We start from the raw sequence: 19439 nt of genomic DNA on the forward strand, positions 1-19439 counted from the left end.
GCTCTACCTCGTTCTGAATTATGGCTTGATCCACGACCATTGCGTCACTGGCATGGCCGGCCGCCAGCCGGTCATGCGGCCAACGGGCGCGGCGCGTGCTATATCGATGCGGATCAGCGAACCGCCCCGGCGTGCCTGTTCGGTCAGCAGAAGGGTTTCCATTTCGGTCGTGACGGCATTGGCGACCAGCCTGCCGCCGCTTTTCAATTGGCCGATGGCGGCCTCCAGCATGCCGGCATCGCTGCCGCCGCCGCCGATAAAAATCGCATCCGGTGCCGGCAGGCCGGTAAGAGCAGCCGGCGCCTCGCCTTCGACAACGGTCAGGCCCGGTACACCGAAATTCGCTGCGTTTCGGCGTATTCGAGCGGCGCGTTCAACGGAAGCCTCGATGGCAATGGCGCGCAGCGAGGGATCGGCCAGCATCCATTCGATGCCGATCGAACCGGACCCGGCGCCGATATCCCAGAGCAGCTCACCATAACGTGGCGCCAGCGCGGATAGCGTGATTGCGCGTATCTCCCGCTTGGTGATCTGCCCGTCATGTTCGAAAAGCTCGTCGGCGAGGCCCGTACTCAGCGATAAAATCCGCGCGCCGGCGTCGGCTTTGACTTCAATGCCACAGATATTGAGATCGTTGATACCGGAGAGGGAAAACTCGGCCGCGCTCTGCCGAGAGATTTTTTCATTCGGGCCGCCCAGCGCCTCCAGAACCGTGAGGCGAGATTGACCAAACCCTGAACTTTGCAACAGGACGGCCAATTCGGCAGGACCTTTGCCATCGGATGTCAGCGCCAGGATCTTACGGCCTGGGTTCAGATGCGGCCGGATGAGATCGATGGGCCGTCCATGCAGTGACAGAACCGTGGTGTCCTGCAAGGGCCACCCGAGGCGCGATGCGGCGAGACTGAAGGAGGAGGGCGCCGGAATGACGGTCATTTCAGAAGCCGCAACGCGTCGTGAAAGCGTCGCCCCAACGCCGTAGAAGAATGGGTCGCCGGAGGCAAGAACCACGGTCGGCTCACCGCGCCGGGCAAGCAGCGTCTCGACGGATTTTTCGAATGGTGAGAGCCATGTCTGGGTCTCTCCGGTGATGACAGGACCCATCAATTCGAGATGACGCGCTCCGCCGAAGACCATGGGCGCTGTGGCAATCAGCCGTTTGGCCTCGTCGCCGATGCCGCCTGGACCGTCTTCGCCGATGCCGATAAGAGTGAGCCAGCGTTGAATTGAAGGTGTCTCAGCCATGGGCAAGGCCCGCATTCTGATCCTCGGCGGCACGACCGAGGCCCGCGCGCTGGCGGCAGCCCTTGCCTCGCGCGCTGATCTCGACACTGTCCTGTCGCTTGCCGGCAGGACTGCCGATCCGGCGCCGCAGCCCGTTCCGGTGCGCAGCGGCGGTTTCGGTGGCGCAGAGGGGCTTGCCCGCTATGTCATCGATGAAAAGATTGATCTGGTGATCGATGCCACCCATCCCTTCGCGGCCCGCATCTCCGCCAATACTGCCCAGGCGGCCACTCAATGCGCTGTGACGGCCTTTGCATTGCGCCGTCCCGCGTGGATGCCGGTCGAAGGCGACGACTGGCTTTCCGTACATAGCGTTTCGCAAGCCATCGCTGCACTTGGCGCCAAGCCTTTGCGTGTCTTCCTCGCGACCGGCCGACAGGAGGCGTGTCAGGCGAATGCGGCGCCGCATCATCATTACTGGGTCCGCAGCGTTGACCCCGTCGATCCGCCGCTGACCGTGCCTGACGTCAGCTACATCCACAGCCGGGGTCCGTTCCGCCTGGAGGGTGAGCTGGAGATCCTGCGACGCCACGCAATCGAGGTGGTCGTCGCCAAGAACAGCGGCGGTGACGCGACCTACGGGAAGATCGAGGCGGCAAGGCAGCTCGGAATCAAGGTGATTATGGTCGAGCGCGCGGAGACTGCCGGCTTGCCGGTGGTCGAAACAGTGGAGGCTGCGCTCGATCGGATCGATCATTTCGTCTCTTCCCTGATGAAGCGCGGCGTATAGACCAGATCCGGGCGTCCTTCGCGGGCAATGACGCGGGTTTCGGCCGAGCCGATGATGACGCAAGTCGCCATATCCGCCTGCGACGCCTCGGCATCGCCAAGCCGCACCACCGTCATGCGCTCGTCCGGCCGGCCGGCGGCCCGGCCAAAAATGACTGGCGTGTCCGCAGGCAAAATGTCCCGCACAATCTCGAAGGCCGTGCCGAGTTGCCAGGGCCGCGCCTTGCTGATCGGATTGTAGAGCGCGATCACAAAGCCCGCTTCGGCGACGGCGCGGAGACGGGTTTCGATCAGCGGCCAAGGCTTCAGATTGTCCGATAGCGAAATTGCACAGAAATCATGCCCGAGCGGCGCGCCGATGCGGGCCGCAACGGCAAGCATGGCCGTGATACCGGGCACGACGATTAGGTCCACCGCACGCCAGTCAGCCGGGCCGTGGTCGATCGCCTCGCAAACGGCGGCTGCCATGGCAAAGACGCCCGGATCGCCGCCGGAAACAACGCAGACATTGACGCCGGCTGCCGCCCGCTGCAGCGCCACCTTGGCGCGGTCCAGCTCCTCGCGATTGTCGGATGCCTGACGGATCTGGTCGCTGCGCAGCGTCAGGCGGTCGAGATAGGGGCCATACCCATAGAATTCATGGGCATCGGCAACGGCCGCCAATGCCTCCGGCGTCGTCTGCGCGGGATTGCCGGGGCCCGTGCCGATCACATAAAGACGCCCGCTCATGGCCGGCTTTCCCAGCCGGGAACCAGCACAAGGGAGAAATAGGGCGCTTCAGCATCGTCGCGGCTGGCAAGAGGCGTCATGGCGCCGTTCGCCATCGTGCCGCGCTCGACATAGATCGCTTCCTCCAATCGGCCGGCAGCATCGAGCGCGCGGCGGATCTTCGGCAGGTTGCGGCCGACCTTCATGATGACGGCGGCCTGCGTGTCCCCCAGGCGGCGGGCAAGCTCGGCTTCCGCCATGGTTCCGGGGAGCACGGAGAGCACGTCGTCTCCCTGCACCATCGGCAATCCGGCGAGCGACCAGCAGCCGGACATCGCCGTCACGCCTGGTATGACCTCGGTCGGGAAGCGATCGGCAAGGCGGACATGCAGATGCATGTAGGAGCCGTAAAACAGGGGATCGCCTTCGCTGAGGACAGCAACCGTCTTTCCTTCCCGCAAGTGTGCCGCCACCATCTCGGCAGAAACGTCGTAAAAGGCCGTGATCTGATCGATGTAGTCAGGTGCATCCTTATCGATCTCGGTGGTGACGGGATAATAGAGTGGCAGCAGCGTCACGTCGGTTTTCAGCAGATCGCTGACAATGGCCTTGCCGTTGCCGCCTCTGCCCTGCTTGGCAAAATAGGCGACGACATCGGCACGCTCCAAAGCCTTGACGGCCTTGACTGTCAGCAATTCCGGGTCGCCGGGGCCGGTGCCGACGCCGATTAGGCTTCCATTGGATGGTGCGCTCATAGGCCCGGCCTCGCGAGAGCATTAAGGGCGGCTGCCGTCATGGCGCTGCCGCCCAGCCGGCCGCGCACGATGGCAAAAGGAACGCCGTAGGAGTTCTCGGCAAGCGCATCTTTCGATTCCGCCGCGCCGACAAAGCCGACGGGCATGCCGATGATCGCGGCTGGTTTCGGCGCGCCATCGCGCAGCATTTCCAGAAGGTGGAAGAGGGCGGTCGGGGCGTTGCCGATGGCGACAACCGAGCCGGCAAGGCGGTCTGTCCAAAGATGCATGGCGGCCGCCGAGCGCGTGTTGCCGATGGACTTCGCAATCTCCGCCGTGCGCGGATCCTGCAAGGTGCAGATCACCTCGTTTGCGGCCGGCAGCCGGGCGCGGGTCACGCCGCGGGCGACCATCTCCGCGTCGCAGAAAATCGGCACACCGTCAGTCAGCGCCTTGCGGGCGGATGCGACGAAATCGGAGGAGAACAGGAAATGCTCTGCTGCTTCCACTAATCCGCAGGCATGGATCATGCGGATTGCGACATCGGCCTCGGCTTCAGGGAAACGCTGGAGATCGGCTTCACTGCGGATGATCGCAAAGGAGCGCTCGTAAATCGCATCTCCCTCGCGGATATAGTCATAGTCAGGCATTTCTATCCCTGTCGTAAAGCCGTCGCGATTGCGTCCCGGCCGAGCCGTTTAAGACACTGCTGTGCCGATTCGCCAGCAGCTTTGTTGTTCCGTACCAATTCCCCAAGCGCAGCCAGCGTCGATTTCAGGTCTTCCTTATGGATGTAAGCCACGGGCTCCGATGATGATGACCCATTTACGACAATAGCATAGCCTGTCGCAGCCCCGACAATGGTGAGCATTGTCGGGGAGGGATGCGCACAGCCTTTCGCGCAGCCGGACAAATGCACCTTGAGTGAGCCGTCAAGCAGGTCCGCCCCCACTTCGACCAGATCGGCGGCGGCCTCTCTCGTCGCATAATACGCGGAAGCGCATGCGCCGGCACCGGCACAGGGAATTGCATAATTTGCCGGATCGTCGGCGCGTGTCTGAAAGCCGCAAGCGGCTGCGGCAGCCTGGATACTTTCGATCCGAACAAGCGGAAGGCCAAGCAGCAGCAGGCTGTGTTCCGGTCCCGTCCGGATTTCACGGGCACCCGCTGCTTCCGCGATGTCCAGAAAGCGGATGAGGTGTTGCGCGGAGATCTGACCGAAGGCGGGGCGCAGTCCGAGCACCGAGCGTTCGCCATCGAGCGGGATGACGCCCACGGGAGGGGCCGGCTGGATGGCTTCTCTGCGGGCGAGGTCGGGAGAGAGGGGAAATTGAGCTTGCAGTGACGCGGCATCCAGATCGCGACCCCGGGCGCGGGGTCCGATTGCGGCCAAGGTTTTCAGCAGCGTCATGACGCCGGGAATCGCTTGGTCGCCGGTCAAGTCGGCAAGCGGCGTGGCCGTCGCCCGTGTTCCGGCAATCGCGAGCCTCCACAGTTGGCGGCCGCCGCCCGCCTTGCCGGCCTTCAGCCTGATATCCGCCGAGAGTTCATCGAGAACGAGCTGGCCGCCGCCATCGACGATAATGGCAAGCTTGGCAGCCAGAAGCGGCTTGGGATCGATTGAATCGATCGCGCTCCGCAAACATTCGGCAAGCAAGCGCGCGTCAGCGATTTCCGATGGATCGAGGCCGCTGAGCGGCGGAACTTCGATCGCAACGCCGCTCTCCGGCACGATGTCGGCACGATCGATATCGGCAGCCAGTCCGGCCATGCTGTCCGGCGTCATGCCGCGTAGCTGAAGATTGCCGCGCGCCGTGATTTCGATCAGACCGTTCCCATGCCTTTGAGCGGCCTCGGCCAAAGCGCGAAACTGGGCAACCGTCAGACCTGGCGTCGATGGCCGCAGGCGCACGAGCAGCCCGTCGCCCGTCTGCATCGGTGCGCTCAAGGAGGGGCAGGCGCCGCGAACCATGGAGGGCAGGGGTGATGCCAAAGGGTCATGATCGGCCGTCTCCTGTGAGAGGCACGTGTGACCCGTCATCGTCTCAGCATCGGCCGCAACCATAAAACTGCCCTTCATAAGGGACATTTCCTTGCACAATCCGGATCGGCGGGCAAACGTTTTGGCGACGGGCTCTTAGTCGCACCTTAGTCGCGATCGTCGAAATCCTGTCCCTTGCGCATGAGGTAGATATCCATGATCCACCCGTGCCGCGCGCGGGCTTCGGCACGGGTCGCAAGAATGCGCTCGGAAACCTCCGCCAGCCTGCCGGCGATGATAATCTCGTCCTTCGTGCCGAGATAGGCGCCCCAATAGATATAGGCATCGGGGTCGTCGATCTTGCTGAAGGCCTGCTCGCCGTCGAGCATGACGACGGCCGTTTCGACAATTCCCGGGAAGCTTTCAGCCAGCCGCCGACCGGTGGTGATCTGCACCGGTTTGCCGACGAGGTTGAGGGGGATGCGATGGCTTGCCGTCAGCGCCTGAACGCTGGTGATGCCGGGAACAACGCTGTAATCGAGAGCGACTTTGCCGCGCGCGACCACGCGCTCGAGAATGCGCAAGGTGCTGTCATAAAGGCCCGGATCGCCCCAGACGAGGAAGGCGGCGCTCTGGCTTTTCGTCAGGTGTTCCAGAAACAGCCGCTCATAGGTCGCTGAAATCGCCTCGTGCCAGTCGTCGACGCTCTGCACATAGCTGCGGTCCGCGGTCTGGCGCGAGGGCATGTCATAGCTAACATAACGCGCGGCTGGATTGGTGACATAGCGCTGGCAAATCTCGCGTCTGACGTCAGCAAGCTCGCTCTTGGCGGCGCCCTTGCTGGGGATGAGGATGACATCGGCGGAGTTCAGCGCATTGATCGCCTGCACGGTCAGATGTTCGGGATTTCCCGTGCCGATCCCGACGATGTGAATATGCCGCATGTGCTTGCCCTCGCTCTTCAGGGCTGTTTGCCGGAAGCGCAGCATCATTTCAAGGGGAAGCGTTCACGCCGATTGCCGCTCAAAGGTCCAGCGGCTGGCCATATAGCTGCGCGGCGAGGTGCCGAGCATACGGCGAAACATGGTGGTAAAGGCGGCCACGCTCTCGTAGCCGGCTTCGAGCGCGACATTGGTGACGGGCTGGCCTTCGGCGAGCTGCGGCAGGCAGGCAAAGACGCTCGCCTGCTGGCGCCATGTGGTGAAGCTGATGCCGGTTTCCTTGCGAAACTGCCGTGTGAACGTCCGGCGGCTCACCGAAAGCTTCTCGGCCCAATCGTCCAGTCTGGCGTTGGGCGACGGATTGGACAGATAGTCGCGGCAGAGCGCGGCCATCCGACGGTCGGACGGGAAGGGGAGACCGAGGGGCCGTTCCGGCAGCGTCGCGATTTCCTCGACGAGCAGAGACAGGACCAGCCTTGCCTTTCGATGAGTGACCGGTGCCTCCCGCAGGCGAATGGCTTCCAACAGCAGGCTGCGGGCGAGATCCGTGACTTCGACGACGCGCGGTGCCTCGTCCTTCGGCGGTTGGCCGCGTGGCGTCACGTAGACGGATTTCATGCAGACATCGCTCAGGATCTCGATCGAATGTTCCAGCCCGACAGGGATGAAAAGGGCATGACCGGGCGGGACCATCCAGCGGCCGCGCGCCGTCATGATCAGGGCGACGCCGGCAAAGATGCACAGCAATTGGGTGCGGCGATGATGGTGCCACGGAACGGTATAGCCCTGCGGCGGCTCGGCGCTATGGACAAGCACATCCGCGGGCGATTCCTCCATCCAGCGCATGTTCTGCACATGGTCATTGTCGAGGGTTGCCAGCAACTGTTTCGATAGTTTTTCCATTTTGGCCCGATCGAGAAACTATTGGACCAGAACACGAAAGAAGGACACACGCAAGCCGTGTTAAAGGCGGAAGAAACAATATGGTCGGCAAGGCAGCCGACACAGGCGAGGAATCTCCCATGGTTGCGGCATTCTCGGGTACGCAGGCCCGATATGAAAAGACGACGATATCGATCGTTATGGCGGTCAGCACCTGCCATCTGCTGAACGATACGATGCAGTCGCTTCTGACATCGCTCTATCCGATGTTCAGAGAGAATTATGCGCTCGATTTCGTGCAGATCGGGTTGCTGACGATGATGTTCCAGATCACCGCTTCGCTGTTGCAGCCGGTGGTCGGCATCGTCACCGACAAATGGCCGATGCCCTACTCGCTGCCGGTCGGCATGGTCAGCACCTTTTCAGGTCTGCTGCTGCTCGGCTATGCCGGCAGTTTCGGCGTGCTCCTGATCGCCGCGAGCCTGATCGGCTTCGGTTCGGCCGTCTTCCATCCGGAGGCGTCGCGTGTTGCACGTCTCGCTTCGGGCGGGCGCCACGGCCTGGCGCAATCGCTGTTCCAGCTCGGCGGCAATGCCGGCTCGGCCATCGGACCGCTGATTGCCGCGTTCTTCGTCCTCCAGCATGGCCAGAAGAGTGTCGCCTGGCTTTCGGTGCTGGCCGTCATCGGCTTCATTGTTCTGAGCTGGGTCGGCAACTGGTTCATCAATCACCGTCGCCAGCAGTCGGCGCGTCCCGCGCCGAGCCGCGCTCTGCCGATTTCGCGCAACAGGGCGATGTGGGCGCTCGCCATCCTCATCCTGCTGACGGCGACGAAGAACGTCTATATGGCGAGCATTTCGAGCTATTTCACTTTCTACGTCATCGACAAGTTCCATCTCGATGTCCGCGATGCGCAGCTGATGCTGTTCCTCTTCCTTGGCTCGGTCGCCGTCGGCACGATCATGGGCGGTCCGGTGGGCGACCGTCTGGGCGCGCGTTTCGTGATCTGGTTCTCGATCCTCGGCGTCATCCCGTTTGCGCTGCTGATGCCCTATGCGAACCTGTTCTGGACCTGCGTCCTCACTGTCGTCATCGGCCTCGTGCTTGCCTCGGCCTTCCCGGCGATCGTCGTCTTTGCGCAGGAGCTGATCCCCGGCCGTGTCGGACTGATCGGCGGCATATTCTTCGGCTTCGCTTTCGGCGCGGGCGGACTGGGGGCTGCTGCTCTCGGAGATTTTGCCGACACGCATGGCATCCCCTTCGTCTATACGCTCTGCTCGTATCTGCCGTTGTTGGGATTATTCACGATCTTCCTGCCACGAATCCCGCGGCATTGATCGAAATCGGCGGGCAATCAGCCCGCCGCTTTTCTGGAGCGCTTATGCGCGAGCCTGCGTGTCAGGCGTAGCGGCTGATGGCGAGGTCCGTCGCGTCGATATCAGGCCTGCGGCCGCTGACGAGATCGCTGATGACGCGCGCCGAGCCGGAACTCATGGTCCATCCCAGCGTGCCGTGACCTGTATTGAGATAAAGCCCCTTGACCTTCGTCGGTCCGATGACCGGCGTGCCGTCCGGCGTCATCGGCCTCAGGCCCGACCAGAAGGAGGCCTTGGCAACGTCGCCGCCGGGGAAGAGATCGGTCACGGAATGCTCAAGCGTCCGGCGCCTCGCAAGGCCAAGATCATTGGTATAGCCGGAGATTTCCGCCATGCCGCCGACGCGGATGCGATCGCCGAGCCGGGTGATGGCGATCTTGTAGGTTTCGTCCATGACGGTCGATTCCGGTGCGCGCGAGGCATCGGTGATCGGGATCGTCAGCGAATAGCCCTTGACCGGATAGACGGACAGGCTGATGCCGAGCGGTTTCAGCAGGAGTGGCGAATAGCTGCCAAGCGCAACAACGATCGCATCCGCATCCACTCGCCCGCGATCGGTTATGACGGCGCGCGCCTGACCGCCCTCAGCGTCGAGCCCCTTGATCATCGTGCCGTATTGGAACTTTACGCCGAGCTCGATCGTCTTCGCAGCAAGCGCATTGGTGAATTTGAAGCAGTCGCCTGTCTCGTCCTTCGGCGTCAGCAGGCCGCCGACGATCTTCTCGCGAACGTGCTTGAGCGCCGGTTCGACACGAACGCAGCCGTCGCGATCCAGTACCTCATAGGGAATGCCGTCGGCCGCAAGAGCCTTGACGTCCTTGGCCGATGCATCGAGCTGCTGCTGCGTGCGGAACAGCTGCAGCGTGCCCTGCATGCGCTCGTCATAGGCGATGCCGGTCTCCTGGCGAAGCTGAGCCAGCGAGATGCGGCTATAGTCGGCAAGGCGCAGCATCCGGCTCTTGTTGATCGCGTAGCGTTCCGACGTGCAGTTGGACAACATCCTGACCATCCAGGAGAGCATGGCGGCATCGACCTTCGGTCGCAAAATGAGCGGGGCATGTTTCATGAACAGCCACTTGATCGCCTTTGCGGGAATGCCGGGTGCCGCCCAGGGCGAGCAATAGCCGAAGGAGACTTCGCCGGCATTGGCAAAACTCGTTTCCAGCGCCGGCCCCTGTTGTCGGTCTATGACCGTGACTTCGTGGCCCGCCTTGGCAAGCTGATAGGCTGACGTCACGCCGATGATGCCGGCACCCAGAACGACGACTTTCATGATGTCCTCAGAGACTCGAGAGATGGGAAGGTCAGCGATATTGACGGTGGAAGCGATGGCCGAGACTGGTCAGGATCTCATAGGAAATCAAGCCGGCGTCGTGTGCAAGATCATCCACGGTTTGATGATCTCCGAGAACTTCCACCATGCTGCCGAAGGTGAGCGCGCCTTCGGGCAGGGCGCTGATATCGATTGTCGTGCTGTCCATCGACACGCGACCGACGATCGGCAGGCGCACGCCATCATAGTAGACCGCGCCGCGATCGCTGAGGCTGCGCGGCAGGCCGTCGGCATAGCCGGCAGCGATCGTCGCAAGCCGGGTCCGGCCTTTCGTGACATGCACGCCGCCATAGCCGACACGCGCGCCTTCCGGGACGGTTCGGGTCTGCACCACTGCGACATCGAGCCGGACGACGACTTCCATAGGATTGGCGACACCGCGTGTCGGCGCACCGCCGTAGAGGGCGATGCCCGGCCGTGCCAACACGCCGTGAAAATCGCCACCGAGGAAGATGCCGCCGGAATTCGCAAAGGAGATATCGTAGCTCGGGAATTCCGCTGCGACGCGGCGCATTTCGGCAAGCTGATCGGCATTTTGCCGGCTGTCGGCTTCGTCGGCGGAGGCGAGATGGCTCATGACGAACAGGATGTCGAGATCGTCGGATGTCTGCAGATGGGCAGCGACGGCGGCCCTGTCTTCAGGGGGTATGCCAAGCCGCGACATGCCGGTATCGAATTGCAGAACCGCCGGCAGCCTGCGCTGAAGCGCGCATGCGATACCACCCCATTGCTGCAGCTGATCGAGCGAATTGATCACAGGTACGATGCCGCCATCGGCACATGCTGCCTCGTTGCCGGGCAGCAGGCCATTCAGCACGAAGATTGTGGCGTCGCCGGGCAGTTGCGGACGCAGCCGTAGCGCTTCGATGAAGTGGGCGACGAAGAAATGCCGGCAACCGCGCGCATAGAGCGCTTTTGACACTTGATTGGCGCCGAGCCCATAGGAGTCGGCCTTCACGACAGCGGCTGTGCACGCCGGTGCGACGGCCGCGGACAGTTTGTCGTAGTTCCGGCAAAGGGCTGCCAGATCAATCGTCAGATAACCACAAGCCCCGCTGTCGATCGCCGATTTTGGCGCCCGCAAATCCGTTATGCCGTCCATGTCCGCCCTCGCTGTTCAAGTGCAGATTATTGAAATGATCGCGAAATTGCCTATCAAACAGCGATTGATTATTGTGTAGTTGCGTAGATATTGAAACGAACTGCGAATTTTTGAAAGAATTCACATGCCGGCTCTCGATGCGATCGACCGCAATATTCTCCGCCTGCTTCGGCTCGATGCCCGCGTCAGCAATGCAAGGCTGGCGGGAGAGGTGGGATTGTCGCCGTCGGCCTGCCTCAGACGCATCAAGCTCATGGAGCAGGCTGGTGTCATCAGAGGCTATACGGCGCTGGTGGATACCTCCCAGGCGGAAGCCGCGATCGCAGTCATCATCAACATCACGCTCGAGCGGCAGACGGAGGATCACCTCGATCGTTTCGAGGCTGCGGTGCGCAAGCATCCGGAGATCAAGGAGTGTTTCCTGATGACGGGCGGATCCGATTATCTTCTGCGCGTCGAGGTCGCCAATCCCGGCGATTTCGAGCGCATCCACAAGGATATTCTTTCGACCATGCCGGGCGTGCTGCGAATCCATTCGAGCTTCTCGATCCGCAATGTGCTTGCGACGCGGCCGAAAAATCCGCGCTGAAGAAGCGGCTGATATTGACCTGACCGTTCAGCTCGGTCGCCAGAATTCCGCTGGTTTCAATGTCTTTCAGGCTAAGGCCGTCAGGTGTCCGGCCTTGCATGCATCTCGGCCGTCAGCCATCGCTCGAGCGCCAATGCGTCTGGCCTGCCTGCAATGTGCGGGGCGATCCAGAGCACCATGCGTCGGGGTCCAGGCAGGAAACCGAATGGCGCCACCAGCCGCCCCGAGGCAAGCTGATCGAGCACCAGCATCTGCGGGACGACGGCAATGCCGAGACCGCAGGCGGCAGCCTGGATCAGTAGGTAGAAGTGGTCGAAGGCGGATTGCGACACGAGCCGCAGATCCGTTCTGCCCGCAATCGCCTGCCAGTCGCTCCATGCCTGGGGACGCGTGCGCGTGGACAGGAGCGCCGCATTCTCCATGTCTCCTGGGCAAAGAATGCCGGAGCGGCTCAGATATTCCGGCGAGCAGACCGGGCCGATCGCCTCCCCGCCCAATTCGCGGATGATCGCATCCTTCGGTGGTTCGATGACGCTCGAGCGGATTGCGAGGCTGATCTTGTCCCGGACGAAATCGACCTGATCGTAGTTCATGTTGAATTGAAGGGCGATGTGGGGATGGCGCTCGTGGAATTGACCGATGCGGGGAATGATCCATCCCATCATGATCGATGAGGAGCAGGAAAGCGTCAGCGGACCGGGGCGAACACGCTCGACACTCGCCTGCATCAAGCCGAAGGCGCTTGCCAGCCCCTCGGCCAGCCGCAGCCCTTCAGGCGTCGGCTCTGTGGAATGGGCCCGGCGGTTGACGAGAATGACGCCCAAAGCCTGTTCGAGACCGCGAATGTGCCGGCTGATCGCGCCGTGCGTGACGCAAAGCTCGTCGGCTGCCAGCGTCATCGATCTGTGCCGCGCGGTCGCTTCGAAAGCCTTCAGGGCATTCAACGATGGAAGAGGGCCGCTCATTGTCCAGTCCTGCGATAATGTGATGTGATTTTTACTCACATGACAAGGAGATTAAATCGTTTGCTTGCGGCTTGTCCATACCGCTAGAGATCAAGGTCATTCGAAGGCGCATGCGGCTGAAGGCAGGGACTGGAGGGGAAATCGGAGTTTCCGTTCTGTCAGCGACGCAAGCGGATCGCTGCGCTGCGGGGGAATTTCAGGACTGGGGGAGGATTTCTATTGCAGTCTGCTAATCAGGAAATGTCACAGGTCGAACGTTCGGCCATATCAAAGGTATCGAAGCGGCTGGTGCCGTTCATCGCCTTGATGTTCTTCATCAACTTCCTTGACCGTACCGCAATTTCCTTTGCCGGCCCGAACGGCATGACGACGGATCTGGCGCTGACGGCGGCGCAGTTCGGCTTCGCGGCGGGCATCTTCTTCTTCGGCTATATCGTGCTGGAGATTCCGAGCAATCTGGCGCTCCACAAATATGGCGCCCGCCGCTGGCTTGCCCGCATCATGGTGAGCTGGGGCATCGTGGCGCTCTTGTTCACCTGGGTATCGAGCGCGACGGAGCTCTACGTGCTGCGTTTCCTCCTCGGTGTTGCCGAAGCCGGCTTCTTTCCGGGCGCGATCCTTTTCCTAAGCATGTGGGTGCCCGCCAAGCACCGCAACAAGATCCTGGCATTGTTCTATCTCGCCCAGCCGCTGACAACGGTCATCGGCGCGCCCTTTGCGGCGATGCTCATACAGATGCACGGTCTCTTCGGCTTGGAAGGCTGGCGCGTCATGTTCTTCGGCGTTGCCGTTCCCGCCATCGTCATCGGCATCGTCGCATGGTTCTATCTCGCAGATCGACCCGACGACGCCAAGTGGCTGACGCAGGCGGAAAAGGATTGGCTGAACCGCGAGCTTGCCGGCGAGGAAAAGGCCAAGGTGGCCGCTCATGGCAAGATGACCGGCCTCGCCCTGACGGATGCCCGCGTCTGGCTGCTGTCGGTGATCTATTTCGGGCTGATTTACGGCCTCTATGCGCTGGCCTTCTTCCTGCCGACCATCATTGCCGGTTTTGAAACGAAATTCGGCACCAAATTCGATGTCTTCGACAAGGGGTTGATCACGGCCATTCCCTACCTGCCGGCGGCGGTTGCGCTGTTCTTCTGGAGCCACGATGCCTCCAGGCGTGGCGTTCGGCCGTGGCATATCGGCATTCCGGCTCTGATCGGCGCATTCAGCATTCCGGCCGCGCTCTATATGGGCTCGCCTGAAGCGACGATCGTCATGATCACGCTGACGGCCTGTGCGATCTTTTCCGCCCTGCCGAATTTCTGGGCCATTCCGTCCCGCTTTCTGACCGGGCCAGCGGCCGCGGCAGGCATCGCCCTGATCAATACGATCGGCAACATCGCCGGCTTTGCCGCGCCCTATATCACCGGCGTGGTCAAGGATGCGACCGGCCTTTACCAATTGCCAATGTTCATCGTCGGGGCGCTGATGCTGCTGTCGGCACTGCTCGCCTTCTCGCTGAGCGGCAGGGTAGAGGAACCGAAACTGGCTGCGTCGGCCAGCAGGGGCTGAAGCGTCCAGGGCAATGAATGGATGAATTCGATGGCGGTCACGAATGCGATCGCCATCGATTTTCTCAGCCGGCCCGCAGCAGCATGCCGAAGAGGTCGCGCGGGTCGTCCGGATCGGCAATAATATCGAGCTTCTGGAAGTAGTCCGTGCCTTTCAGCTTCTCGCGCACATAGCGCAAGGCGGAGAAATCCTCGATCGCAAAGCCGACGCTGTCGAATAGGGTGATCTGCCGCTCACTGCTGCGGCCCTGCGCCCTACCGGCGACGACCTGCCAGAGTTCAGTGATGGGATAGTCCGGATCCATCTGCTGGATCTCGCCTTCGATGCGCGTCTGCGGTGGATATTCGACGAAGGTGTCGGCGCGCAGCAGGATGTCGTGGTGAAGCTCGGTTTTGCCCGGGCAGTCGCCGCCGATGGCGTTGATGTGCACGCCGGCGCCGACCATGTTATCGGTCAAAATGGTCGCAAACTGTTTGTCGGCCGTGCACGTGGTGATGATGTCGGCGCCTTCGATGGCGGCCTGGGCCGAGGTGCAGGGCACGAGCCGCAGGCCCGTCTTGCCGAGATTACGCACGGTTTTTTCCGTCGCCTTCGGATCGATGTCGTAAAGGCGGACTTCCTGGATGCCGAGCACCGCCTTCATTGCCAGAGCCTGAAACTCTGCCTGCGCGCCGTTGCCGATCAGGGTCAGGCAGCGCGAATTGGCCGGTGCCAAATGGCGAGCCGCCATGGCCGAGGTCGCTGCCGTGCGCAGGGCGGTCAGCAGCGTCATTTCGGTCAGTAGCACCGGGTAGCCGGTCGAGACTTCCGCCAATAGGCCGAAGGCGGTGACGGTCTGCAGGCCCTGAGCCATGTTCTTCGGGTGGCCGTTCACATATTTGAAGCTGTAGACCGCTCCGTCGGAGGTCGGCATCAGCTCGATGACGCCGTCATGCGAATGGGAGGCGACGCGAGGAGTCTTGTCGAAGAGGTCCCAGCGACGGAAGTCGGCCTCGATGGCGTCGGTGAGTTCGACCAGCATGGTTTCAATGCCGACATGATGGACGAGCCGCATCATATTCTCGACGCTGACGAAGGGAATGAAGGCTTTTTCCGAAGGAAGCGGTGCGGTCATCGTCATGTCCTCGATGCAGTTGTTTCGCATAGGGTAACAAGCGGATCGATTGACTGAAATCGCAAAACTGTGTCAGTTCTGGTATTAGTTTATACGAATTGCCTAGTATTTTTGACGGAAAAGGCAGAACGGGATCACGCAATGGCGCTTGCTAAATATATTCCGGACGATCTCGATCGGCGCATCATAGCGCATTTGCGCGCCGATGGCCGCGCTTCCCTCTCCAAGCTGTCGGATGCCTTGGGTGTCGCACGCGGTACAGTGCAGAGCCGGTTGGACCGGCTGATCGAGACCGGTACGCTTCTCGGCTTCACCGTGCGGGTGCGCGAAGATTATGAAGAGCAGACTGTCCACGCCGTCATGATGATCGAAGTCGTCGGCAAGTCGACGACCCAGGTCATCCGCAGGCTGCGTGGTCTGCCCGAGATCTATTCGCTGCATACGACCAACGGAAATTGGGACTTGGTGGCCAATATCCGAGCCGCCAGCCTTTCGGACTTCGACCGGGTCCTGCGCGAAGTGCGGATGATCGACGGCGTCGCCAACAGCGAAACCAGCCTGCTGCTCAGCAGCCTATGATTCGCCTATAAGTGGCGGGACGCTGCGCCGCGATTGAAAACTCGCCGCATGTGTTGTTATGCTTTCGCACGGACCTCAGCCTACTCGCCTACGCCCCTGCCTGTTCGTAAAGCTCATGCAGCAGATCTCGTAGGCCCGCACCTCAAATAAAGTGCAACAATCGGCGGATCGCTGCTTTCGAGCGGAAGAATGGTTTAGCTTCCATATACAACTTAGCGATCCGAAGACCTGCTGCTTTGGCTTTCCAGCCGATAACGGTTTCCGGGATAAACCAGCCGTGCCGTAGAAACGACGCCGCGCGCCGACCATGTCCGACGGCGGATCGTCAGGCAGGGTTCGGTTTTCAGGATGGTCAGCAGCTTGCATTCCCAGGCTTGCGGCATCACGGCTTCGACCACATGCTCAGAGCCGCTCAAGGGCGCGACCGCCGAAAGATAGGCGTTCGGCGTCATGCCAATGAAGTCCTGCTGCAGGTAGTCGGGAGCGGCCTCCGGATGGACATGGCGGTCCTCGATCTGGACCGGCACCCCATTCTCGCTATGGACGATCAGCGAGTGAAAAACCGGCGAGCCAATGTCGAGTTCCAGCGCATCGGCAACATCGGGCGATGCGGCCTCGCGAGCCAGTACGATCACCGTTGCCTGGTGGGAATGGCCACGTTCGGCGATTTCCTCGGCGATATTGCGCACCTCGAACAGCGCGGATGCGCCCTTGCGTTCGGCGACGAAGGAGCCGACGCCCTGAATGCGCACCAGCTCGCCCTCGTTTGCGAGTTCGCGCAGCGCCCGATTGGCCGTCATCTTGCTGACGCCGAGTTCGACGACCAGCTCGTTTTCGGAGGGGACGCGATATTTCGGCGGCCACTCGCCGCTGTGAATGCGATCGAGTATCATCTGCTTGACGCCGGCGTAGAGAGGCGCGGCGTCGTTTTCCGCCAGTTCGCGTTTCATCTCGCCGGAGCGCTTCATTGCCTATTCCCTTTGCACCGAGTGAATTTGCCTCGAAAACAACTTTCCCACTTGCATATCATAAATTATCTCATATGGTACCCTATACAACCTCGCAATCAATCCTAAAATTTCATTGGGAAAGCGGGCAAGCCGGCGAAGATCGGTAGGAAGTGCTGCAAGGCCTGTTTCAACTTCAGAGGAGCTCTATACGATGAAATTCAGTGCAATTCTCTTGTCAGGCGTCGTGGCTGCCGCAGCTTTCGCCGCGCCGGCCTTCGCCAAGGACTGGAAGACGGCGACGATCACCCTGGAAGGTGCCTACGCCCCGTGGAACATGACGAATGCCGACGGCACACTCGGCGGCTTCGAGCCGGAACTTGCCAAGGTTCTCTGCGAACGCGCCAAGATCGACTGCAAGCTCGTTGCCTCCGATTGGGATGGCATGATCCCGGCGCTGAACGCCGGCAAGTTCGACGTGATCATGGATGCTCTGTCGATCACCGACGAGCGCAAGCAGGTTATCGGCTTCACCATTCCTTATGCTGCAACGCCTGCCGCTTTTGCGACCGCCAAGGATAGCCCGCTGGCCAACGCCGCCGGCACCGGCACCACGATCAAGATGACCCCCGGCCAGACTGGCGTCAAGGAAATCGACGTGCTGAAGGAAGCCTTCAAGGGCAAGACGATCGGCATTCAGGCGGCAACCGTCTACGCCAAGTTCATCTACGACAATTTCGGTTCGGTCGCCACGATCCGCGAATACAAGACAGGCGCCGACCGCGATCTCGACCTGCAGAACGGCCGCATCGATCTCGGCTTTGACGATGCCGTCTACTTTGCGAACGCCTTTGCCAGCGCCAACGATTCGCTCGCCTTCACCGGCCCGGAAATCGCCGGTTCCATCTGGGGTGAAGGCGAAGGCCTTGGCATCCGCAAGGCGGATACCGATCTGCGCGACAAGTTTAACGAGGCGATCAAGTCCGCGCTTGCCGACGGAACCATCAAGACCCTGTCGATGAAGTGGTTCAAGGTCGACGTCAGCCCGAATTGATGAGCGCGGCCCTCGGGCCACATCATCGGTCTCCGGCTTTGCGGCCGGGGACCGTATGATATCATCCTGACGCCTGAAACTGCCACGGATAGGGATTGGATCTATGGCAAGCTTGCAATTGCTGGGCTTCGGCTCGAATGGGTGGGGCGCGCTGCTGCTCGTCGCCGCCTTGATGACGTTAGCGGTCACGGCGACGGCCCTCATCATCGGAGCCGTGTTGGGCGCGATAATCGCTTTCGCGAAGCTCTCCGGAAGTCTGGTGCTGAAGACGCTCGGCAATATCTACACCACCGTCTTCCGTGGCGTTCCCGAACTTCTGATCATCTACCTGATCTATTTCGGTGGTTCATCGGCGGTGACGTCGATCGGTAAATGGCTTGGCTATGAAGGCTTTCTCGGCCTGCCATCCTTTGCCGCGGGCGCGCTTGCCGTCGGCATTATTTCCGGCGCCTATCAGGCCGAAGTGTTTCGCGGCGCTTATCTTGCCATTTCCAAGGGCGAGCTTGAGGCGGCATCCGCGATCGGCATGCATCGCGGTCTGCGCCTGCGGCGGATCATCATTCCGCAGGTCTTCCGCTTCGCCATTCCCGGGCTCGGCAATGTCTGGCAGCTCAGCCTCAAGGATTCCGCCCTGATCTCCGTGACCGGCCTCGCCGAATTGATGCGCACCAGCCAGGTGGCTGCCGGCTCCACCCGCCAGTATTTCCTCTTCTTCATCGCCGGCGGCATTCTCTATCTGGTCCTGACCAGCCTGTCGGATCGCATCTTCAACAGGGCCGAACGGCGCGCCAATCGCAGCATGCCGGCTGCGACCATCGGCCAGGCTTGAGGAGGACGGTATGGATTTCGATTTCCTTGCGAGCACGATGGTCACGCTGCTGAAGGCGGTGCCGATGACGCTGCTTCTCTTCTTCCTGTCGGTCCTCTGCGGCGGCATTCTGGCGCTCGTCATCGTCGCCATGCGCGTCAGCGGCAATCCGATTCTCTCCGGTTTTGCCAAGGGCTATATTTTCGTGTTTCGCGGCTCGCCACTGCTGATCCAGATGTTCCTGGTCTTCTACGGTTTGGCGCAATTCTCCATCATCCGCTATTCGTTCCTGTGGCCCTTCCTGCGTGAGCCGGTCGTCTGCGCCATCCTGTCGCTGGCGCTTTGCACCGCCGGTTATTCGGCCGAGATCTTCCGCGGCGGCATCCGTGCCGTTTCGCCGAAGGAGATCGAAGCCGCCCGTTCGATCGGCATGTCAGGCTTCCTGCTGGTGCGCCGCATCATCGCGCCGATCGCCTTCCGGCACGCGCTGCCGGCCTATTCGACCGAGATCGTGCTGATGATGAAATCGACGGCGCTTGCGAGCCTCGTCACGGTCTGGGAGGTCACGGGCGTTGCCCAGCGGTTGATCTCGCAGACCTACCGCACGATGGAGGTCTTCATCTGCGCGGCGATCATCTACCTCGTGCTGAATTTCATCATTCTGCAGGCCATGGCCCTGCTGGAATATTCTCTGTCCCGCCATCGCCGCGCCATTCCGCCGGCGTTGAAGGCCTAAAGCTTACTGGAGCAGGC

20 protein-coding genes are annotated in these 19439 nt (G+C 61.5%); 8 read left to right on the forward strand and 12 right to left on the reverse strand.

Annotated elements, in window-relative coordinates:
- Nucleotides 1–18: 18 nt before the first annotated feature.
- On the reverse strand, nucleotides 19–1260 hold the full coding sequence (cbiE, locus tag PH552_RS06825) for a precorrin-6y C5,15-methyltransferase (decarboxylating) subunit CbiE (RefSeq protein WP_169643284.1): 1242 nt from the start codon (nucleotides 1258–1260) through the stop codon (nucleotides 19–21).
- Here cbiE and PH552_RS06830 point away from each other — a divergent pair.
- Nucleotides 1244–2014, forward strand: coding sequence for a cobalt-precorrin-6A reductase (locus PH552_RS06830; RefSeq protein ID WP_169643282.1), 771 nt, complete (start codon nucleotides 1244–1246; stop codon nucleotides 2012–2014). The genes cbiE and PH552_RS06830 overlap by 17 nt on opposite strands.
- Here the strand turns inward: PH552_RS06830 and PH552_RS06835 are convergent.
- The 6 genes from PH552_RS06835 to PH552_RS06860 form a co-directional block, all read right to left on the reverse strand.
- Nucleotides 1978–2742 (reverse strand): precorrin-3B C(17)-methyltransferase, encoded by a 765-nt coding sequence (locus tag PH552_RS06835; protein ID WP_112344594.1) that lies wholly within the window; start codon nucleotides 2740–2742, stop codon nucleotides 1978–1980. The genes PH552_RS06830 and PH552_RS06835 overlap by 37 nt on opposite strands.
- On the reverse strand, nucleotides 2739–3476 hold the full coding sequence (locus PH552_RS06840; RefSeq protein WP_169643280.1) for a precorrin-2 C(20)-methyltransferase: 738 nt from the start codon (nucleotides 3474–3476) through the stop codon (nucleotides 2739–2741). The genes PH552_RS06835 and PH552_RS06840 overlap by 4 nt, the downstream gene beginning before the upstream one ends.
- Entirely contained in the window at nucleotides 3473–4105 is a 633-nt protein-coding gene (locus PH552_RS06845; protein WP_169643278.1) for a precorrin-8X methylmutase, read from the reverse strand. Before PH552_RS06845 ends, PH552_RS06840 begins: the two co-directional genes overlap by 4 nt.
- Before the next feature lie 2 nt (nucleotides 4106–4107).
- Nucleotides 4108–5535, reverse strand: coding sequence for a precorrin-3B synthase (cobG, locus tag PH552_RS06850; RefSeq protein WP_169643276.1), 1428 nt, complete (start codon nucleotides 5533–5535; stop codon nucleotides 4108–4110).
- 68 nt (nucleotides 5536–5603) lie between these two features.
- Nucleotides 5604–6380, reverse strand: a complete 777-nt coding sequence (gene cobF, locus PH552_RS06855; protein ID WP_113250388.1) for a precorrin-6A synthase (deacetylating) — start codon at nucleotides 6378–6380, stop codon at nucleotides 5604–5606.
- A gap of 63 nt (nucleotides 6381–6443) precedes the next feature.
- Complete coding sequence (locus PH552_RS06860) at nucleotides 6444–7280, reverse strand: AraC family transcriptional regulator (RefSeq protein WP_113250314.1); 837 nt, start codon at nucleotides 7278–7280, stop codon at nucleotides 6444–6446.
- A gap of 119 nt (nucleotides 7281–7399) precedes the next feature.
- Between PH552_RS06860 and PH552_RS06865 the strand changes: the two genes are divergently transcribed.
- Nucleotides 7400–8596, forward strand: a complete 1197-nt coding sequence (locus PH552_RS06865) for an MFS transporter (protein WP_112345175.1) — start codon at nucleotides 7400–7402, stop codon at nucleotides 8594–8596.
- Nucleotides 8597–8657: 61 nt separating this feature from the next.
- Here PH552_RS06865 and PH552_RS06870 read toward each other — a convergent pair whose 3' ends face one another.
- Complete coding sequence (locus tag PH552_RS06870; RefSeq protein ID WP_112344600.1) at nucleotides 8658–9908, reverse strand: D-amino acid dehydrogenase; 1251 nt, start codon at nucleotides 9906–9908, stop codon at nucleotides 8658–8660.
- 31 nt (nucleotides 9909–9939) lie between these two features.
- Nucleotides 9940–11070, reverse strand: coding sequence for an alanine racemase (gene alr / locus PH552_RS06875; protein WP_112344601.1), 1131 nt, complete (start codon nucleotides 11068–11070; stop codon nucleotides 9940–9942).
- Nucleotides 11071–11194: 124 nt separating this feature from the next.
- Between alr and PH552_RS06880 the strand changes: the two genes are divergently transcribed.
- Nucleotides 11195–11659, forward strand: a complete 465-nt coding sequence (locus PH552_RS06880) for an Lrp/AsnC family transcriptional regulator (RefSeq protein WP_112344602.1) — start codon at nucleotides 11195–11197, stop codon at nucleotides 11657–11659.
- An 80-nt stretch (nucleotides 11660–11739) separates the two neighbouring features.
- Here PH552_RS06880 and PH552_RS06885 read toward each other — a convergent pair whose 3' ends face one another.
- On the reverse strand, nucleotides 11740–12624 hold the full coding sequence (locus tag PH552_RS06885; RefSeq protein ID WP_169643274.1) for a LysR substrate-binding domain-containing protein: 885 nt from the start codon (nucleotides 12622–12624) through the stop codon (nucleotides 11740–11742).
- A 240-nt stretch (nucleotides 12625–12864) separates the two neighbouring features.
- Between PH552_RS06885 and PH552_RS06890 the strand changes: the two genes are divergently transcribed.
- Complete coding sequence (locus tag PH552_RS06890; protein ID WP_113250316.1) at nucleotides 12865–14184, forward strand: MFS transporter; 1320 nt, start codon at nucleotides 12865–12867, stop codon at nucleotides 14182–14184.
- 64 nt (nucleotides 14185–14248) lie between these two features.
- On the opposite strand, the gene PH552_RS06895 is transcribed toward PH552_RS06890, so the two are convergent.
- Nucleotides 14249–15298 (reverse strand): ornithine cyclodeaminase, encoded by a 1050-nt coding sequence (locus PH552_RS06895; RefSeq protein WP_113250389.1) that lies wholly within the window; start codon nucleotides 15296–15298, stop codon nucleotides 14249–14251.
- A gap of 141 nt (nucleotides 15299–15439) precedes the next feature.
- Here PH552_RS06895 and PH552_RS06900 point away from each other — a divergent pair, with 141 nt between their 5' ends.
- A complete protein-coding gene (locus tag PH552_RS06900; protein ID WP_113250317.1) occupies nucleotides 15440–15877 on the forward strand; it encodes an Lrp/AsnC family transcriptional regulator in 438 nt (145 codons plus the stop codon).
- 212 nt (nucleotides 15878–16089) lie between these two features.
- Here PH552_RS06900 and hutC read toward each other — a convergent pair whose 3' ends face one another.
- A complete protein-coding gene (gene hutC / locus PH552_RS06905) occupies nucleotides 16090–16845 on the reverse strand; it encodes a histidine utilization transcriptional repressor HutC (protein ID WP_112344606.1) in 756 nt (251 codons plus the stop codon).
- Between the two features lie 193 nt (nucleotides 16846–17038).
- Here hutC and PH552_RS06910 point away from each other — a divergent pair, with 193 nt between their 5' ends.
- The 3 genes from PH552_RS06910 (at nucleotide 17039) to PH552_RS06920 (ending at nucleotide 19422) form a co-directional block, all read left to right on the forward strand.
- Nucleotides 17039–17878: a transporter substrate-binding domain-containing protein gene (locus tag PH552_RS06910; RefSeq protein WP_112344607.1), complete on the forward strand. Its 840-nt coding sequence runs from the start codon at nucleotides 17039–17041 to the stop codon at nucleotides 17876–17878.
- Between the two features lie 103 nt (nucleotides 17879–17981).
- Entirely contained in the window at nucleotides 17982–18707 is a 726-nt protein-coding gene (locus PH552_RS06915; RefSeq protein WP_113250318.1) for an ABC transporter permease, read from the forward strand.
- A 10-nt stretch (nucleotides 18708–18717) separates the two neighbouring features.
- Nucleotides 18718–19422, forward strand: coding sequence for an ABC transporter permease (locus PH552_RS06920; protein ID WP_113250319.1), 705 nt, complete (start codon nucleotides 18718–18720; stop codon nucleotides 19420–19422).
- Nucleotides 19423–19439 lie beyond the last annotated feature (17 nt).

Origin of the sequence: Rhizobium aureum (assembly GCF_030182495.1) — a bacterium.
Lineage (GTDB): Bacteria > Pseudomonadota > Alphaproteobacteria > Rhizobiales > Rhizobiaceae > Rhizobium > Rhizobium tropici_C.

What these genes read in the sequence shown, in the direction of transcription:
- hutC (WP_112344606.1), bottom strand. Translation starts at nt 16,845, where the DNA reads ATGAAGCGCTCCGGCGAGATGAAACGCGAACTGGCGGAAAACGACGCC.
- PH552_RS06910 (WP_112344607.1), top strand. Translation starts at nt 17,039, where the DNA reads ATGAAATTCAGTGCAATTCTCTTGTCAGGCGTCGTGGCTGCCGCAGCT.
- PH552_RS06895 (WP_113250389.1), bottom strand. Translation starts at nt 15,298, where the DNA reads ATGACCGCACCGCTTCCTTCGGAAAAAGCCTTCATTCCCTTCGTCAGC.
- PH552_RS06845 (WP_169643278.1), bottom strand. Translation starts at nt 4,105, where the DNA reads ATGCCTGACTATGACTATATCCGCGAGGGAGATGCGATTTACGAGCGC.
- PH552_RS06890 (WP_113250316.1), top strand. Translation starts at nt 12,865, where the DNA reads ATGTCACAGGTCGAACGTTCGGCCATATCAAAGGTATCGAAGCGGCTG.
- PH552_RS06900 (WP_113250317.1), top strand. Translation starts at nt 15,440, where the DNA reads ATGGCGCTTGCTAAATATATTCCGGACGATCTCGATCGGCGCATCATA.
- alr (WP_112344601.1), bottom strand. Translation starts at nt 11,070, where the DNA reads ATGGACGGCATAACGGATTTGCGGGCGCCAAAATCGGCGATCGACAGC.
- cobF (WP_113250388.1), bottom strand. Translation starts at nt 6,380, where the DNA reads ATGCGGCATATTCACATCGTCGGGATCGGCACGGGAAATCCCGAACAT.
- cobG (WP_169643276.1), bottom strand. Translation starts at nt 5,535, where the DNA reads ATGAAGGGCAGTTTTATGGTTGCGGCCGATGCTGAGACGATGACGGGT.
- PH552_RS06865 (WP_112345175.1), top strand. Translation starts at nt 7,400, where the DNA reads ATGGTTGCGGCATTCTCGGGTACGCAGGCCCGATATGAAAAGACGACG.
- PH552_RS06880 (WP_112344602.1), top strand. Translation starts at nt 11,195, where the DNA reads ATGCCGGCTCTCGATGCGATCGACCGCAATATTCTCCGCCTGCTTCGG.
- PH552_RS06915 (WP_113250318.1), top strand. Translation starts at nt 17,982, where the DNA reads ATGGCAAGCTTGCAATTGCTGGGCTTCGGCTCGAATGGGTGGGGCGCG.
- PH552_RS06920 (WP_113250319.1), top strand. Translation starts at nt 18,718, where the DNA reads ATGGATTTCGATTTCCTTGCGAGCACGATGGTCACGCTGCTGAAGGCG.
- PH552_RS06830 (WP_169643282.1), top strand. Translation starts at nt 1,244, where the DNA reads ATGGGCAAGGCCCGCATTCTGATCCTCGGCGGCACGACCGAGGCCCGC.
- cbiE (WP_169643284.1), bottom strand. Translation starts at nt 1,260, where the DNA reads ATGCGGGCCTTGCCCATGGCTGAGACACCTTCAATTCAACGCTGGCTC.
- PH552_RS06840 (WP_169643280.1), bottom strand. Translation starts at nt 3,476, where the DNA reads ATGAGCGCACCATCCAATGGAAGCCTAATCGGCGTCGGCACCGGCCCC.
- PH552_RS06860 (WP_113250314.1), bottom strand. Translation starts at nt 7,280, where the DNA reads ATGGAAAAACTATCGAAACAGTTGCTGGCAACCCTCGACAATGACCAT.
- PH552_RS06885 (WP_169643274.1), bottom strand. Translation starts at nt 12,624, where the DNA reads ATGAGCGGCCCTCTTCCATCGTTGAATGCCCTGAAGGCTTTCGAAGCG.
- PH552_RS06835 (WP_112344594.1), bottom strand. Translation starts at nt 2,742, where the DNA reads ATGAGCGGGCGTCTTTATGTGATCGGCACGGGCCCCGGCAATCCCGCG.
- PH552_RS06870 (WP_112344600.1), bottom strand. Translation starts at nt 9,908, where the DNA reads ATGAAAGTCGTCGTTCTGGGTGCCGGCATCATCGGCGTGACGTCAGCC.